Raw genomic sequence first — 14588 nt, 5'->3', positions numbered from 1 at the left:
GGGTCAGGCCCGCGTCTTCGTGGACCCTCTGTGGCCCCCCGTGATCGCGGGCCCACACCTATGCAACTTACTCACCCTTTACTCGGTTCCCGATTCCGGCCGGGAACGAGGCAGGATTGTGACCATGTCCAACACTCCCATGGCAGCCAACCCGCTGACCCGGGCCGTTCTCGAGATCGACGAGTACGTTTCCGGACTCGGCTGGGACCAGCCCGCCCGCCTTTTCGCCCTCGTCGACACCGCACGGCTGCGAGTCCAGGAACCCGGCCTCGCCGCCCAGCTCGGCCTGGGGGACGAGCAGGAGTCCACCGGCCTGACCCCGATCGAGCAGGACGAACTTCCAACGGGCAAGCAGCTCGACGAGTTCCTGGGCACGATCGCCTGGCCCGACGCCGTGTCCGGCTGCGCGCTCACCGTGGAGCGCCTGATGCTGCCCCCGTCCGCCGAGGCGCAGGTGCCGCAGGGCCTGAGCGACGCCGAGCTGACCCGGTGGGTGGCGGAGCACCCCGAGCGCCAGGAGGTCCGTATGACGGTGGCGGTGCTGCGCGACGGCAGCCGTGAGTCGGCGCTGCGGCTGCGTGAGAAGGACACCCCGACGGAGGTCCTGACCGGCCCCGAGCTGGTGCCCGGCCTGGCGCAGGCGCTGGCGGCGACGTTCGAGGACTGAGGACCCGGCTACGACGGCGGGGGCGCCCCTCGGGTGAGGGGCGCCCCCGTGTCATGTGTGCCGGCCGGGGGTCAGCTCCCGGTGGTGCACTTCGGCAGGGCGGCGGTGTCGCCGGAGCGGATGTCCTTCAGGGCGCCGAGCGCGTCGTCGATGGTGTCGACCTTGACCAGGGTGAGCCCGTCGGGGACGTCCCTGGCGGCGGTCGCGCAGTTGTCGGCGGGGGTGAGGAAGTACTGCGCGCCCTTGTCGTGCGCGCCCACGGTCTTCATCTCGATGCCCCCGATGGGCCCGACCTTGCCGTCGTCGTCGATGGTGCCGGTGCCGGCGACGAACTTCCCGCCGGTGAGGCTGCCCGGCGTGAGCTTGTCGTAGAGCCCGAGGGCGAACATCAGCCCGGCGCTGGGGCCGCCGACGTCGGCGAGCTTGATGTCGATGTCGAACGGGAAGGTGTGGTCGGTCCCGGCGGAGATCCCGACGATGGCGCGCTTCGCGCCGCTGTCGTCGGACTCGGCGGTGGTGATCGTCACCTTCTCGGTGCGCTGCGGCATCCGGCGCTCCTTCTCCGCGGCGGCCTGCTCCTTGGCGGGCACGATCGTGAAGACGACCTGCTGGCCGGGCTTGTGCTTGGTCACCAGCTCGGCGACGTCCCCGGGCTTCTTGACGACGGTGCCGTCGACGGCCTTGATGACGTCACCGGCGTGCAGCCTGCCCTCGGCCGGGCTGCCCTTGACGACGGTCGCGACGATCACCCAGCTCCGCACCGGGATGTCCAGCGCCTCCAGGGCCGCGACCTTCGCGCTCTCCTGGGACTGGCTGAACTCCTCGGCGTTCTCCTGGGTGGACTGCTCCTCCGTCTTGCCGTCCGGGTAGAGGGTGTCGTGGGGCACGACCTTGTTGTCGTGCGCGAGCCAGCCGTAGACGGCCTCGACGAGGTTCATCCGGTAGTCGGCGCTCGTGACCCGGACGGTGGTCATGTTGAGGTGGCCGCTCGTCGGATACGTCTTGCGCCCGGAGACCTGCAGCACCGGCTCGCCGTCGTGTTCCCCGAGGGTGTTGACCGTGGGGCCCGGGGACATCTCGGCGTACGGCACGCGGATGAAGACTCCCGCGCACAGGAGCGCGATCAGCATCAGGGTGGAGGCGAGCATCGTCGCGGTGCGGCGTGGCATGGCACGACAGTACGTGACAGTCCTGTCAGAGCCCCGTCAGGGCCGGGAACCGGACCACGCGGGCGCCTCCGGGGCGCCGGCGGATCAGGTCCGGGACGGGGGCTTCTCCATGGCCGCGCGGAACCGCGCGTACCCGTCGAGCTCGGGCCCGTCGCCGCGGGTCCTGCGGGTCCTGTTGGCCCAGCTCCCCCACAGCCCTGCGCCGATCGCGGCCCCGAGCGGAATCAGCAACCAGGCGAGCGCCGTCATGCGCGCCTCCCGTCCCCACAGAGCGAACCGCAACTGACTGATCAGCAGATTAACCGCTGGCACTGACAACGCTCACGCCAGGGGTGCGGTTACGCAAGCCGGGTGGGGTGGACGGGTTCCCGGCGCCTTCGAGGCAGGTCAGCAGGCGCCGACCCACTCCTCGGTGCCGTCGGAGAATTTCTGGTGCTTCCAGATCGGCACCTCGTGCTTGAGGTCGTCGATCAGCTTCCGGCACGCCTCGAACGCCTCGCCGCGGTGCGGGCAGGAGACGGCGACGACGACGGCGAGATCACCGACGGTGAGATCACCGACGCGGTGCACGGCGGCGAGCGCCCGCACCGGGAACTCGGCGACGACCTTCTCCGCGATCCGCCGCATCTCGGCCTCGGCGCTGGGGTGGCAGGAGTACGTGAGCGCGTCCACGTCGGCGCCCCCGTCGTGGTCGCGCACGGTGCCCACGAACAGCGCGGTCCCCCCGGCGGCGTCGTCCCCGACGGCCCGGAAGACCTCGTCCACGGAGAGGGCCGTCTCACGGATGCCGATGAGCTTGACCGGGTCCTGAGCGCCCTGCTCACCGGGGTGATCACTGGTAGGTGCCATGTCCCCATCGTGCCCCACGCGCGCGAGGGCGGGGAATAGCGTCATCGCCCGGCACCCGCGTGTGGGGCTTCGGAGCCTCCTACAGACGGCGCGGGGCGTCGGGCGCGGTCAGATCCGGCGGCGGGCCTTGCGGGCCCTGCGGACCACCGCCGCCGCGCCCAGCAGCGCCACCGTCGCACCCGCGGCACCGGCGGCCGTCGCGTCCTTGCGGCCCAGGCGCCGTCCGGCGACCGTGTGCCGGCCGGAGACCTCCTCCAGCAGCTCCGCGAGCACCTCCTCGTTGGTCCATTGCGGCCGCCAGCCCGCGTCGTGGAGCCGGCTCCCGCTGACCACCCACGGGTACATCGTGTACGCGAGGTCGCCGGCCGGGGAGGGCGTCAGGCCGATGCGGTGCAGCCGGGCCGCGGCGCCGAGGGCGACCGCGGACGGCAGTTCCATGCGCCGGATCCCGCTGAGCTCCTCGACCTCCTCCTGCTCCAGCCATCCGTCGCAGCCGACGGCCAGTTCCCCGTCGACCTTCTCCAGGACGGCGTACTCCAGCGCGCCGCACAGGTCCTCGACGTGGCAGAACTGCCAGGCGGGCCGGGACCCGGCGACCACGAGCAGCCGGGGCGACTCGAAGTACCTGGTCAGGGCGGTGTCGGTGCCGCCGACCAGGACGGCGGGGCGGACGACGGTGACGTTGAGGCCGGGGTGGGCGCGGGGGGCGCGGCGCGCCAGGCGCTCGATCTCCAGCAGGTCGCCGACGCCGGTGGCCTCGGCGGTCGCCCGCAGCTCGGCGTCCTCGGACAGCGGCAGCTCGTTGTCCGGCAGGGCGCCGTAGACCATGGCGGAGGTGCACAGCACCACCCGGTGCACTCCGGCGGCCGCGGCGGCCGTCAGGACGGTCTGGGTCCCCCGAACGTTGTAGGCGGTCCGCGCGGCGGGATCCGTCTCCAGATCCAGGTCGAGCGCCAGGTGCACGACGACGTCGGCGCCGCGCAGCTTGTCCGCGATCGCCGGGTCGCGCACGTCCAGGATGTGCCACTGCGCCGCCGCGCACGCGCCGCGCCGCTCGTCGATGGCGATGACCTGCTTGACCTCCTCCGAGGCGGCGAGCCGCTCCGTGAGCAGGGCGCCGACGCCGGACGCGGCACCGGTGACCGCGACGACGGGACCGCGCACACCGCGCGCGGGAGGGGTTGACGGGTTTCGCGCTGCGCGAACCTGCGGATCGGGGGAACTCACCGGGCGTCTCCAGCGGTTGTCTTCAGTACGAGCGTGAGTGACGCGTACGTACCAGGTGGCATCCATCCTGCCGCAGGCCGAGTGTCGGCGAAGCACCGAGGCCCGATCGGTCCCAGGTGTCTACGCTGGGTGGTGTTATCGGGCAGTCGTGCCGTCGGCGCCAGCCGGTGGCCTTAACAGCCGAGGAACCCCGTGAGTGACACCCCATTCGGATTCGGCCTTCCGCCGGAGGAGCCGGACGACGGCGACGAGGGCAAGAAGAAGGACCAGGAGAGCGGTGGTGGTCAGGGACCGTCCAACCCGTTCGGCTTCGGGCTGCCCGGTGCCGGAGGCTTTGGCAGCCCGGGCGCCGACAATCCGTTCGCAGCCATGTTCGGTTCACTGAGCCCCAACGACCTGGGCGCGGCCTTCCAGCAGCTCGGCCAGATGCTCTCCTACGAGGGCGGCCCGGTGAACTGGGACATGGCCAAGCAGATCGCCCGGCAGACGGTCTCCCAGGGCACGGCGGACGGCACCAAGGACGCGAGCGTCGGCCCGACCGACCGCAGCGCCGTCCAGGAGGCGGTGCGCCTCGCCGACCTGTGGCTCGACGACGCGACGTCGCTGCCGTCGGGCGCGGGCACCGCCGTCGCCTGGAGCCGCGCGGAGTGGGTCGAGGCGACCCTGCCCGCGTGGCAGGAGCTCGTCGACCCGGTGGCCGAGCGGGTCGGCACCGCCATGGGCGACGTCCTGCCGGAGGAGATGCAGGCCATGGCCGGCCCGCTGATCGGCATGATGCGCTCGATGGGCGGCGCCATGTTCGGCACGCAGATCGGGCAGGCCGTGGGCGTGCTCGCGGGCGAGGTCGTCGGCTCCACCGACATCGGCCTGCCGCTCGGCCCGGCCGGTAAGGCCGCGCTGCTTCCGGTCAACATCGAGACGTTCGGCAAGGACCTCGGTGTGCCGAAGGAGGAGGTGCGGCTCTACCTGGCGCTGCGCGAGGCAGCCCATCAGCGGCTCTTCGCCCATGTGCCGTGGCTGCGCTCCCACCTGTTCGGCGCCGTCGACGGGTACGCGCGCGGGATCAAGGTCGACACCGCCAAGCTGGAGGACGTCGTCGGCCAGTTCGACCCGCAGAACCCCGAGCAGTTGCAGGACGCCCTCCAGCAGGGCATGTTCCAGCCGGAGGACACCCCGGAGCAGAAGGCCGCCCTGGCCCGCCTGGAGACGGCTCTGGCGTTGGTCGAGGGCTGGGTGGACGCCGTGGTGCACGCGGCCGCGAAGCCCCGTCTGTCGTCCGCCGACGCGCTGCGCGAGACGCTGCGCCGCCGTCGGGCCTCGGGCGGTCCGGCCGAGCAGACGTTCGCCACGCTGATCGGGCTCGAACTGCGGCCTCGCCGGCTGCGCGACGCCTCCCGGCTGTGGGCCTCGCTCACGGACGCGCGCGGTGTCGACGGCAGGGACGCCCTGTGGCACCACCCCGACATGCTGCCGACGGCCAGTGACCTGGACGACCCGGACGGCTTCGTGCACCGCGAGCAGATCGACTTCAGCGAGCTCGACAAGATGCTCGGCGAGGCGGCGAGCGGCGGTTCCACCGGTAAGCCCGACCTGGGCAAGGGCTCGGATGACGGCAAGGACCGCGAGAAGGACGACGACAGCGAGTGAGCCTGTACGACGACGCGGTCCTGGTGCTCAAGGGGTACGAGGACCAGCCCGAGCTGCGCCAGGTCTACCTCGACCATCTCGCGGCACACCCTGACGGCCTGTGGAAATCCTGCTCGGACGGGCACATCACGGCGAGCGCCCTGGTGGTCGACCCCGCCCGCGGGCGGGTGCTGCTGACGCTGCACCGGAAGCTGCGGATGTGGCTGCAGATGGGCGGCCACTGCGAGCCGGGCGACGCGACACTGGCGGCGGCGGCCCTGCGCGAGGCCACCGAGGAGTCCGGCGTCCCCGGCCTGACCTTGCTGCCGGGTGGCCCGGTGCGCCTCGACCGGCATCCCATCCCGGCGCCCTGCAACTGGCACCTGGACGTGCAGTACGCCGTCCTCGCGCCCCCGGACGCCGAGCACGCGATCAGCGACGAGTCACTGGACGTGCGCTGGTTCGGCTACGACGAGGTGGCGGACGTGGCGGACGAGTCCGTCGTACGGCTGCTGCGGGCGAGCCGCGAACGGCTGTGAGCGCGTGAGCGGGAACGGGTGAGGGGCGACCGCCCATGGTGGCCGCCCCTCACCCGCGCTCCTGCGTCAGCTCCAGACGTTGCCCTGGTTCTGGCCGCGGGCGCCCTGCTGGCCCATGCCGTACTGGGCGGCGAGGCCCGAACCGATCTGGGCGTTCTGCGGCGGCAGCAGCTCGCTGGGCTGGATCAGCGCGAAGCCGGTGCCCATGAAGCTGAGCTCCCAGCCCTCCCCGGTGTTGCCGCGGCGCCGCCACACCCCGGAGGAGTGCGTCTGCGCCTGCATCTGCACTCGCAGACCGGTGGACCAGGCCACGATCGCGTCCGCGTCGCAGTTGACGTACTTGTCGGGCGTCACCTGCATCATCAGCGGCATGCCGGAGGTCATCAGGGCGACCTTGCCGCGGCCGGTGATGTTGAGCTGGTACTTCCCGGAGCCGGAGATGCCGTAGAGGCTGTCCACGGCGATGACCTCGTGGTGCAGCGAGGAGTCCATCGCCAGCACGTAGCTGCTGTCGACGGTCAGCCCGTCCTGGTCGACGTCCACGAGGTGGACGTGCTGCTTGAGGTTGGCGAAGTAGACGACGCCCTGACCGTGACAGCGCATGAGGTCCAGGCCCTCACCGGTGCGCGCCCGCGCGCGGGACTGCTGGTTGCTCTGGAACTCGGCGTCGAACTCGACGAGTCCCTGGTAGGCGACCATCGTGCCCTTGCGGGCCAGGACGTCGTCGTGCCCCTCCAGGGCGACGCGGAGCATCTGCTTGTTCTGCAGGCCCCAGCGGTCCTGGGTCTGCTGGTCGTTGTAGGCGAAAATCGGGCTCTGCATGGCGTTCTCTGCTCCCCCTCAGCCCCGGACCCGGAGGCGGTCGGTACTGTCCTCGCTCGGCTGGACGACGACGATGCCCTGGCCGGAGAAGGCCATCTGGTAGGCCTCGCCGCTGCCCCGGCCGATCAGGGACTGCGCCTTGAAGCTGCGCTTGCCCTTCACCTTGAGGTTGGGCGACCAGGCGACGAGCGCGTCGGGGTCGACGTACGTCTCGTCCTCGCCGCCGCCGCAGTCGACGACGATCGGCTTGCCCCGGGAGGTCAGCGCGACCCAGCCCTGCCCGGAGATCTTGGTGTTCCACAGGCCCTGCCCGGCGAACTTCGCCAGGCCCTTCACCCGCTCGACCCCCCACGTCAGATGCGCGTCGAAGGCCAGCAGGTTGGTGGCGTTGACGGAGATGCCGTCGCCGTTGAGGTTGATCACGACGATGTTGGCGCCGTAGTCGGCGAGGTAGAGCAGGCCGTCGCCGGAGCACTTCATCAGCGGCGCGCCCTCACCGGTGAGCCAGTCCTTGGCGATCTGGCGGACGGCGGGCGGGTTGGGCTCGTACTGGACGAAGCCCTCGTAGGCGACCATCGAGCCCACGCGCGCCATGAGGTCGTGCCCGGTCTGCATGGCCACCTTGACCATGTGGTTGCCGTGGTTCTCCATGCGGGCGGTGACGGGTGCGGGAGCGTAGCCCGCGAGCGGCTGGTTCATGACGGGCTCTCCCTCAGATCTCGTACGGCTGGACGACGACGAAGCTGCCGGGCGCGGCCCGGAACTGGAGGTTCACGCTCTCGCCGGTGTCGCCCGGGTAGGCGTTGCGGCGCATGCGCACCTGGCTGGAGACGACCACCTGGGCGGCGGCCGACCAGGCGACCACGGCGTTGCAGTCGGCGAACGTCGTGGGTGTGACGGGCAGCACCACGGGGGTGCCGTGCGTCTTGACGACGATCGTGCCGGTGCCGGTGAACTGCATCGTGAACAGCGCGCCACCGGGGATGCCGTGCCCCTCGATCCGGCGGACCTCGTACTGGAGGGACTCGTCGAAGGCGAGGACGTTCTCCGCGGAGACACAGATGCCGTCGCCCTGGAGTTCGATGGGGTGCAGCATCGTGGAGTCCTCGGCGAGGAACACCTGGCCCTGGCCGGTACAGCGCATCAGCTGCATCTCCTGGCCGGTCGCGTTGCCCACGAGCCGGCCGGCGAATCCGGCGCCCTTGTAGCTGAAGTCGACCTTGCCCTGGTACAGCACCATGCTGCCCTGCCGGGCCAGCACGGGCTGGCCGCCGATGCCTAGGTCGACGCGGACCATCTTCTTGTTCTGCTGCGTCCAGCGCTGTCCGGTCGGCGTCTCCTTGAACTGCTGGAGCGCGGCGGCGACTCCGGGCGCCTGGGGTGCGCCCTGCGGGACACCGTGCGGGACCTGGCCGGGCACCTGCCCGGGGATCTGTCCGGGCGGCTGTCCGTAGGGGGGTTGCTGGCCGTATCCCGGGGGCGGGGCCGGCTGGCCGTAGCCGGGTGGCGGGGGCGGGGCCTGGGGTGCCTGCGGCGCGGGCGCCTGGGGGTAGCCGTAGCCGGGAGGCGGCGGCGCGGCGGGCCGGCCGTAGGGCGCGGGCGCCGGGGCGGGCGGCGGCGGGGTGCCGCCGGGCGGCGTCAAGGGCGCGACGATGGTCGGCTGGGCGTGCACCGACGGCGCCGGGCTGGGCGGCGGCGGCGTGGCACCCGGCGGGGGCGCGAAGCCCTGGGCGGCCGGCGCGGGAGCGGGCGGGGCCGCGGGCTGAGGGGCGGGCGCCGGGGCCCCTACCGGGGCGCCGAAGGCGGGCGGCGCGAAGCTGGGCGCGCCGGCACCGGCCGGGGGCTGCGGCGGGGCGGCGGCGGGCGTCTCCTCCTCCATCACCTCGCCACCGAAGTTCCTGAGCAGCGCCTCCAGACCGCCGTCGAAGCCCTGCCCGACGGCGGCGAACCGCCAGACGTCCTTCAGGTAGAAGTCGCCCAGCATCACGGCGCGCTCGGTGGTGAACTCCGAGCCGGTGAAGGCGTACCGGGCCACCTCCTCGCCGCCCGCTACGATGCGGAGGTATCCGGGGCCGATCTGCGACATCTGGCCGGCGCCGTCGATCGTCGCCGTGAAGGACAGCTTCTGGATCTGCGGGGGGATCTTGTCGAGCGTGACCCGGAACGACTCGGTGTCACCGGCCTGCGCGCCGAGGAGTTGGACGGCCTCCTCGGGGGACTTCGGCTGATTGAAGAAGATGAAGTAACGGTCGTCGGAGAGCCGTTCGTCGGCGTCGAGACCGAAGCAGCTGATGTCGAAGCTCAGCCCTGGGCCGCCGATCTGTACGCCTACGTACAGATCCGTGCCCGCCGTGAGGTCACTGATCCTGGCCTTGTGGCCGCGTTGGAATTCCCTGGCCATGCGTAACGACCGTCCCCCATCCCGAAGTAAGTGCGTCGCGACAGGCTAACGGCAAACTCGGACATCGGACGAAGCCGGTACAGACCCGGTACACAACCGCCGCGAAGGAGGCGGAAGCACCGTGTCCGGACACCCTGGAGGGGGCTGTCACTCGCCCCGGGCAGCGGGGAGATGGGGCAGACGCTCGGCGGCCACGACGCCTTCGAGATAGCCCTTGGCCCGCTCGGTGCGGGGATACGCCTCCAGCAGGCGCCAGAAGCGCGGACCGTGACCGGGGACGAGGAGATGCGCGAGCTCGTGCAGGAGGACGTAGTCCACGACGTATTCGGGCATGCCCTGCAGGCGGTGGGAGAGCCGGATGCTGCCCTCGGCCGGGGTGCACGAACCCCAGCGGGTGTTCTGGTTGGTGACCCAGCGCACCGAGTCCGGCCGGGCCCGGCCGCCCAGATACTGCTCCGACAACCGGGCTGCACGCGTGGACAGTTCGGCGTCGCCGAGGACCTTCTTGCTCTCCTGGGCGGCCAGCTTGTCGAGCATGACGCTCACCCAGCGCTGCTCCTCCGCCTCGGACATCCGGGCGGGGATGAGCACGATGGTGCGATCGCCCTCGCGGTACGCCGACACCGTCCGGCGGCGCCGGGCGCTCCTGCGGACCTCGATCGCGTTCGCCCCCGAGCCGCTCATGGGCGGGCTCGTCGTACTGCGCTGTGGCGCTCCGGCGCGGTGCAGTGGGTCGGCGGACACGCCCCGACGTTACCCGTTGCCCCGGGGGGAAGTCCCCACTCCGGGACGGTTCGATTCTGATCCCTCACCCGGCGTCTGGTTTGTACGAAGAATATCCACTGCCTGTGGACAACTTTCCGCACCGATCGCCGCGCCGGGGCATCCTGGCTGCCGTCGGGGAGGCCACGACCGGGCTCCCCCGGCAGACGGGGACGCACCACGACGACAGCTACGGGGGCCTGTTCATGCACGCTGCAGCTTCGACCGACACCGATGTATCGATTTCAGCTGATTCGTCCACCATTTCGGCGGAGGCGGACAGGGAGGCCGGGGCGGGACTCCCGCGGGCGCCCTTGCTGAAGCCCGCGTTGAGGCGCGGCTGGCGGGACCTCAACACGGTGCAGTTCGGGATGACTCCGGCGCACGCGCTGACGCTCGGCCCGCTGGACACCGCGACGGGGAGTTTCCTCGACCTGCTGAACGGCACGCGGGGACCGGAACTGCTGCGCGAGGAGGGCCGGCGGATGGACCTGCCCGACGGTCATGTCGACGGGCTGCTGCGACGGCTCACGCGGGCCGGCCTGCTCGACGACGCCCGGGGCGGCGGGCCGGGGGGCGACATGCTGCGGCGCAGAAAGGCGGTCCTGGACCGGCTGCGTCCCGATCTGGCCTCGCTGTCCCTGACCACGTCCGAGCCCGGCGAGGCGATCGGCCGGCTCGCCGCCCGCCGCTCCGCGCGGGTGCAGGTGCGCGGCGCGGGCCGGGTCGGCGCGGTGCTCGCCTCGCTGCTGGCGGCGGCCGGGGTCGGCGAGGTGGACGTGCGCGACATCGGGCGGGTCGAGCCGTGGGACGTGACGCCGGGCGGGCTGCCCGCGGAGACGGTCGGCGACCGCAGGGACGAGGCAGCCCGGCGCGTCGCGCGCCGCCACGCGCCGGACCGCCCACCGCGCCGTGACACCCGTTCCCCTCGCGGACAGGACGCCCACGGCCACTCCCTGGTGATCATCGCGCCGCGCGACGACGTCGGCGTGCACGCCCCGTCACCGTCCGCCGCGGAACCGCTGATCGGCTCCGGTACGCCCCATCTGTACGTCGGCGTGGTGGAGGGCACCGGTGTGGTCGGCCCTCTCGTCCTGCCCGGCGAGACGGCGTGCGCCGGGTGCCTCGACGCGGACCGCGCCGACCGGGACCCGGCCTGGCCCCGCCTGGTGACCCAGTGGCGGTCGGGTCGGGGACGGGCCCGGCCGGTGCCGCCCTGCGATCTCGCGCTGGCCACCGCGGTCGCCGGACTGGCCGCCGCGCACGCGCTGGCCTTCCTCGACGGCCGGACCCCGTCGACGGCGGGTGCCCGCTGGGAGGTGTCCGTACCGGGTCTGACCTGGCACGCTCGCCCGGTGTGGGCGCATCGCGCCTGTCCGTGCGGCGCGGCCGACAAAGGTGAGGAGGAACACCCCTCCGCCAAGGAGGACTCACACGAGACAATGGCGGAGGAACGGCCGTCGAAGAAGCCACGCCGCGAGGCGGGCACCGCACGGCCGGCTCGGATCTGGAGGGCGCATGTCTGATCTTCCGCGCAAGGCGGTCACCCGCACCGCCAAGCTCGCGGCGCTGCCGCTCGGCTTCGCCGGGCGGGCGACCTGGGGACTCGGCAAGCGGATCGTCGGCGAGTCCGCGGAGATCGTCGGCCGCGAACTGCAGCAGCGGACCGCCGAGCAGCTGTTCAAGGTCCTGGGCGAGCTCAAGGGCGGCGCGATGAAGTTCGGGCAGGCCCTGTCCGTCTTCGAGTCGGCCCTGCCCGAGGAAGTCGCCGGGCCGTACCGGGCGGCACTCACCAAGCTCCAGGAGGCCGCGCCGCCGATGCCGACGCGCACCGTGCACACGGTGCTGGCGGAACGGCTCGGCGAGGACTGGCACGACCTGTTCCTGGAGTTCGAGGAGAAACCGGCCGCCGCTGCCTCGATCGGCCAGGTGCACCGGGGCGTGTGGCACGACGGCCGTGAGGTCGCGGTCAAGGTGCAGTACCCCGGAGCGGGGGAGGCCCTGCTGTCCGACCTGAACCAGCTGAGCCGCTTCGCCCGGCTGCTCGGCCCCCTGATCCCGGGCATGGACATCAAGCCGCTGATCGCGGAGCTGAGGGACCGCGTCTCCGAGGAGCTGGACTACGGCCTGGAGGCGCAGGCGCAGCAGGCCCACGCGGAGGAGTTCGCGGACGACCCGGACGTCGTCGTACCGGCGGTCGTCCACCAGAGCGACGAGGTCCTGATCACGGAGTGGATCGACGGGGTGCCGCTCTCGGAGGTGATCTCCGACGGCACCGAGGAGCAGCGCGACCGCGCCGGTCAGCTCCTGGCCCGGTTCCTCTTCTCCGGCCCGGCCCGCACCGGCCTGCTGCACGCCGACCCCCACCCGGGGAACTTCCGTCTGCTGCCGGGCGGCCCGGAGGGCGAGGACGACTGGCGGCTGGGCGTGCTGGACTTCGGCACGGTCGACCGGCTCCCGGGAGGCCTGCCGACGCCCATCGGGGAGTCCTTGCGGATGACGCTGGACGGCGACGCGGACGCGGTCTACGAGATGCTGTGCGCCGAGGGCTTCGTCAAGGAGTCGATCGACCTGGAGCCCGACGCCGTCTTGGACTACCTGCTGCCGATCATCGAACCGGCCCAGGTCGAGGAGTTCACGTTCACCCGCGGCTGGATGCGCAGTCAGGCGGCCCGGGTGGCCGACCCCCGCTCCCCCGCCTACCAGTTGGGCAAGCGGCTCAATCTGCCCCCTGCCTACCTCCTCATCCACCGGGTGACGCTCAGCACCATCGGCGTGCTGTGCCAGCTGGGGGCGACGGTGCGGCTGCGGGAGGAACTGGAGGAGTGGCTGCCGGGGTTCGCGCCGGAGGGCCTGACGGACGAGGAGGACTCGGCGGCGGAGGCCTGAGCGGCCGGGACTACCACCAGGCGGAGTCCAGCCGGCCCTCGATCGCGCGCAGGTTCTCACGCGAGCAGGTGTCGCAGAAGTGGATCCGGACGCCGTTCTCCACGGAGCAGGTCCAGGTGGGCCGCGGCTGCGCGCTGCGGGCGCCGCAGCGAACGCACACCATCGGCCGGGGTTCGGCGTCGGAGCCACGGTTGCCGTCGCTGCCGGGAGGACTCGTCACCCACCGACGATATCGCCGGCGTCTGCCGACCTCCCGGTCAACGCACGGCGGGGGCCGCTCCGTTCGTGACGGATCGGCCCCCGCGGGAGTCAGTGCCCTGCCGGTGGAAGGACCCACCGGCCGGCGGTGCGGCGATTACTGCATGACCGCCATGGCGAGCGCGCGGCGGGCGCGCCGCGAGGCGCGCTCGGCCCGGCGCTGCATCCGGCGAGCGGTCGCCAGGCGCACGGCCTGTCGCTCCCGCTGCGCCTCGTGCTGGAGGTCGTGCATATGCGCACGTGCCAGGGCTTCTTGGATGAGTTGCATCTCTCGGTTCCTGTTCTGGCGCGAGGTGGTGGCGCCACTGCTGGTGAAGTCTTCAGGCGCGGAGCCTGCGGTCTCGTTGGTGGACGGCTTCATCGGGGCCTGCTTCTGGGGGTCGTGCGTGAGGGGGCGGTCGATCGTTCCGGTGATGTTCATGCCGTGACCGGGTTCTTGCGCGGGCGGCCACGCGGCCGCTTCCGGGCGACGACAACACCCTGGACGAACAGCTCGCCACCCCAGACGCCCCAGGGCTCACGCCGTTCCTTGGCGCCGGCGAGGCAGGCCTCGACCAGCGGGCAGGTGCGGCAGAGGGACTTGGCGTACTCGACGTCCGCCGGCGACTCGGCGAAGAAGACCTCCGGGTCGTACGAACGGCAGGGGACGGGCACGCCGAGGTTCTCGATGGCGTCGTCGAGCGCGGTGAGCGCGGTGAGGGGGGTCAAGGTCGGGTCCTCCGTGGAGCCAGGCTTGGGAATCACGTCTGAAGGCGGTACGGACGGGGCGTGCGCTTCGAGTTGCACGGTTCGTCTTCCTCGTCTGTTCGTTCCGGCCCTGTTGGGCCGGTTGGCGGCTGGTACCGGGTCTTGCCTGTCCCGAGGCCCCTTCGCTCTGTCGTCCCTGTGGGAGGACAAACAGAAGGGCCGCGGATCCCGGATGGGGTTCCGCGGCCCTGAAGGCGCCGGCCTGATCGACGATCAGGCTGGATCACTCCAGGGTTCTGGCCCACGGAAGGCCCACATCTGGTGGTGCTGCGTCGTCTGCTTCCGGAATCCGGCACCGGTCGCCGTAAAGGCATAGGCCTGCGCCTGTGCCACTACTGCCGCTTCCAGTGCCTTGGTCGGTCGCTCATTGCGCTCACGGACGGGAAGGCCCGCGAGGGACACGGCGGACGCCGGACGACCGGCACGAATGCCGGACAGACCGGTGCCCAGGTCCGAGGCGTCGAGCATGCACAGGGAGGCGACGACCGAGCGATCGGTCATTTTGGCGGTGCTGATGGAGCTGGCGTTGATGCTGATCACTGGACTCGCCTCCTCTCGGCGTCTCGGGGGAACTGGTGTGAACCAGTCCTGCGGGTATGCAAGTACATCACGGATCAGGGGCCTGCGAGAAG

At 71.8% G+C, this 14588-nt stretch carries 17 protein-coding genes; 5 read left to right on the top strand and 12 right to left on the bottom strand.

Going from position 1 to position 14588, the window contains the following annotated elements:
* Positions 1–124 precede the first annotated feature (124 nt).
* Positions 125–667: a PPA1309 family protein gene (locus tag ACFRAC_RS10065; protein ID WP_382923036.1), complete on the top strand. Its 543-nt coding sequence runs from the start codon at positions 125–127 to the stop codon at positions 665–667.
* 71 nt (positions 668–738) lie between these two features.
* Here ACFRAC_RS10065 and ACFRAC_RS10060 read toward each other — a convergent pair whose 3' ends face one another.
* The 4 genes from ACFRAC_RS10060 to ACFRAC_RS10045 form a co-directional block, all read right to left on the bottom strand.
* On the bottom strand, positions 739–1836 hold the full coding sequence (locus ACFRAC_RS10060; protein WP_382923034.1) for a PDZ domain-containing protein: 1098 nt from the start codon (positions 1834–1836) through the stop codon (positions 739–741).
* Between the two features lie 84 nt (positions 1837–1920).
* Complete coding sequence (locus ACFRAC_RS10055) at positions 1921–2085, bottom strand: hypothetical protein (RefSeq protein WP_164492349.1); 165 nt, start codon at positions 2083–2085, stop codon at positions 1921–1923.
* Positions 2086–2223: 138 nt separating this feature from the next.
* Complete coding sequence (locus ACFRAC_RS10050) at positions 2224–2685, bottom strand: molybdenum cofactor biosynthesis protein MoaE (protein ID WP_382923032.1); 462 nt, start codon at positions 2683–2685, stop codon at positions 2224–2226.
* A 108-nt stretch (positions 2686–2793) separates the two neighbouring features.
* On the bottom strand, positions 2794–3912 hold the full coding sequence (locus ACFRAC_RS10045) for an SDR family oxidoreductase (RefSeq protein WP_382923030.1): 1119 nt from the start codon (positions 3910–3912) through the stop codon (positions 2794–2796).
* Positions 3913–4104: 192 nt separating this feature from the next.
* Here ACFRAC_RS10045 and ACFRAC_RS10040 point away from each other — a divergent pair, with 192 nt between their 5' ends.
* Both ACFRAC_RS10040 and ACFRAC_RS10035 read left to right on the top strand, forming a co-directional pair.
* Positions 4105–5559: a zinc-dependent metalloprotease gene (locus tag ACFRAC_RS10040; RefSeq protein WP_382923028.1), complete on the top strand. Its 1455-nt coding sequence runs from the start codon at positions 4105–4107 to the stop codon at positions 5557–5559.
* On the top strand, positions 5556–6077 hold the full coding sequence (locus ACFRAC_RS10035) for an NUDIX hydrolase (protein ID WP_382923026.1): 522 nt from the start codon (positions 5556–5558) through the stop codon (positions 6075–6077). Before ACFRAC_RS10040 ends, ACFRAC_RS10035 begins: the two co-directional genes overlap by 4 nt.
* Before the next feature lie 66 nt (positions 6078–6143).
* Here the strand turns inward: ACFRAC_RS10035 and ACFRAC_RS10030 are convergent, their stop codons facing one another.
* The 4 genes from ACFRAC_RS10030 to ACFRAC_RS10015 form a co-directional block, all read right to left on the bottom strand.
* Positions 6144–6899 carry an AIM24 family protein gene (locus ACFRAC_RS10030; RefSeq protein WP_382923024.1) on the bottom strand — a complete coding sequence of 252 codons (756 nt, stop codon included), beginning with the start codon at positions 6897–6899 and terminating at the stop codon, positions 6144–6146.
* Positions 6900–6917: 18 nt separating this feature from the next.
* Positions 6918–7598, bottom strand: coding sequence for an AIM24 family protein (locus ACFRAC_RS10025; RefSeq protein ID WP_382923022.1), 681 nt, complete (start codon positions 7596–7598; stop codon positions 6918–6920).
* Positions 7599–7611: 13 nt separating this feature from the next.
* Positions 7612–9300 (bottom strand): TerD family protein, encoded by a 1689-nt coding sequence (locus tag ACFRAC_RS10020; RefSeq protein WP_382923020.1) that lies wholly within the window; start codon positions 9298–9300, stop codon positions 7612–7614.
* 147 nt (positions 9301–9447) lie between these two features.
* Entirely contained in the window at positions 9448–10044 is a 597-nt protein-coding gene (locus ACFRAC_RS10015; RefSeq protein ID WP_382923018.1) for a M48 family metallopeptidase, read from the bottom strand.
* Between the two features lie 389 nt (positions 10045–10433).
* Between ACFRAC_RS10015 and ACFRAC_RS10010 the strand changes: the two genes are divergently transcribed.
* Entirely contained in the window at positions 10434–11588 is a 1155-nt protein-coding gene (locus ACFRAC_RS10010; protein WP_382923016.1) for a TOMM precursor leader peptide-binding protein, read from the top strand.
* Positions 11581–12951: an ABC1 kinase family protein gene (locus tag ACFRAC_RS10005; protein WP_382923014.1), complete on the top strand. Its 1371-nt coding sequence runs from the start codon at positions 11581–11583 to the stop codon at positions 12949–12951. The genes ACFRAC_RS10010 and ACFRAC_RS10005 overlap by 8 nt, the downstream gene beginning before the upstream one ends.
* Before the next feature lie 10 nt (positions 12952–12961).
* On the opposite strand, the gene ACFRAC_RS10000 is transcribed toward ACFRAC_RS10005, so the two are convergent.
* The 4 genes from ACFRAC_RS10000 to ACFRAC_RS09985 form a co-directional block, all read right to left on the bottom strand.
* Positions 12962–13171, bottom strand: coding sequence for a hypothetical protein (locus tag ACFRAC_RS10000; RefSeq protein WP_382923012.1), 210 nt, complete (start codon positions 13169–13171; stop codon positions 12962–12964).
* Positions 13172–13306: 135 nt separating this feature from the next.
* On the bottom strand, positions 13307–13630 hold the full coding sequence (locus ACFRAC_RS09995; protein WP_382923010.1) for a hypothetical protein: 324 nt from the start codon (positions 13628–13630) through the stop codon (positions 13307–13309).
* Entirely contained in the window at positions 13627–13995 is a 369-nt protein-coding gene (locus ACFRAC_RS09990) for a WhiB family transcriptional regulator (RefSeq protein WP_361344869.1), read from the bottom strand. The genes ACFRAC_RS09995 and ACFRAC_RS09990 overlap by 4 nt, the downstream gene beginning before the upstream one ends.
* Positions 13996–14169: 174 nt before the next feature.
* The gene (locus tag ACFRAC_RS09985; protein ID WP_361344871.1) at positions 14170–14496 is read right to left on the bottom strand and encodes a hypothetical protein; all 327 of its coding nucleotides are present in this window, start codon (positions 14494–14496) and stop codon (positions 14170–14172) included.
* Positions 14497–14588: the final 92 nt, after the last annotated feature.

This window comes from Streptomyces sp. NPDC056628, from assembly GCF_042792555.1.
Taxonomy (GTDB): domain Bacteria; phylum Actinomycetota; class Actinomycetes; order Streptomycetales; family Streptomycetaceae; genus Streptomyces.
Note: the sequence above shows the minus strand (reverse complement) of the source record. Positions and strands in the feature narration are given on the sequence as shown.

What these genes read in the sequence shown, in the direction of transcription:
- ACFRAC_RS10065 (WP_382923036.1), top strand. Translation starts at nt 125, where the DNA reads ATGTCCAACACTCCCATGGCAGCCAACCCGCTGACCCGGGCCGTTCTC.
- ACFRAC_RS10060 (WP_382923034.1), bottom strand. Translation starts at nt 1,836, where the DNA reads ATGCCACGCCGCACCGCGACGATGCTCGCCTCCACCCTGATGCTGATC.
- ACFRAC_RS10055 (WP_164492349.1), bottom strand. Translation starts at nt 2,085, where the DNA reads ATGACGGCGCTCGCCTGGTTGCTGATTCCGCTCGGGGCCGCGATCGGC.
- ACFRAC_RS10050 (WP_382923032.1), bottom strand. Translation starts at nt 2,685, where the DNA reads ATGGCACCTACCAGTGATCACCCCGGTGAGCAGGGCGCTCAGGACCCG.
- ACFRAC_RS10030 (WP_382923024.1), bottom strand. Translation starts at nt 6,899, where the DNA reads ATGCAGAGCCCGATTTTCGCCTACAACGACCAGCAGACCCAGGACCGC.
- ACFRAC_RS10025 (WP_382923022.1), bottom strand. Translation starts at nt 7,598, where the DNA reads ATGAACCAGCCGCTCGCGGGCTACGCTCCCGCACCCGTCACCGCCCGC.
- ACFRAC_RS10020 (WP_382923020.1), bottom strand. Translation starts at nt 9,300, where the DNA reads ATGGCCAGGGAATTCCAACGCGGCCACAAGGCCAGGATCAGTGACCTC.
- ACFRAC_RS10010 (WP_382923016.1), top strand. Translation starts at nt 10,434, where the DNA reads ATGACTCCGGCGCACGCGCTGACGCTCGGCCCGCTGGACACCGCGACG.
- ACFRAC_RS10005 (WP_382923014.1), top strand. Translation starts at nt 11,581, where the DNA reads ATGTCTGATCTTCCGCGCAAGGCGGTCACCCGCACCGCCAAGCTCGCG.
- ACFRAC_RS09995 (WP_382923010.1), bottom strand. Translation starts at nt 13,630, where the DNA reads ATGAACATCACCGGAACGATCGACCGCCCCCTCACGCACGACCCCCAG.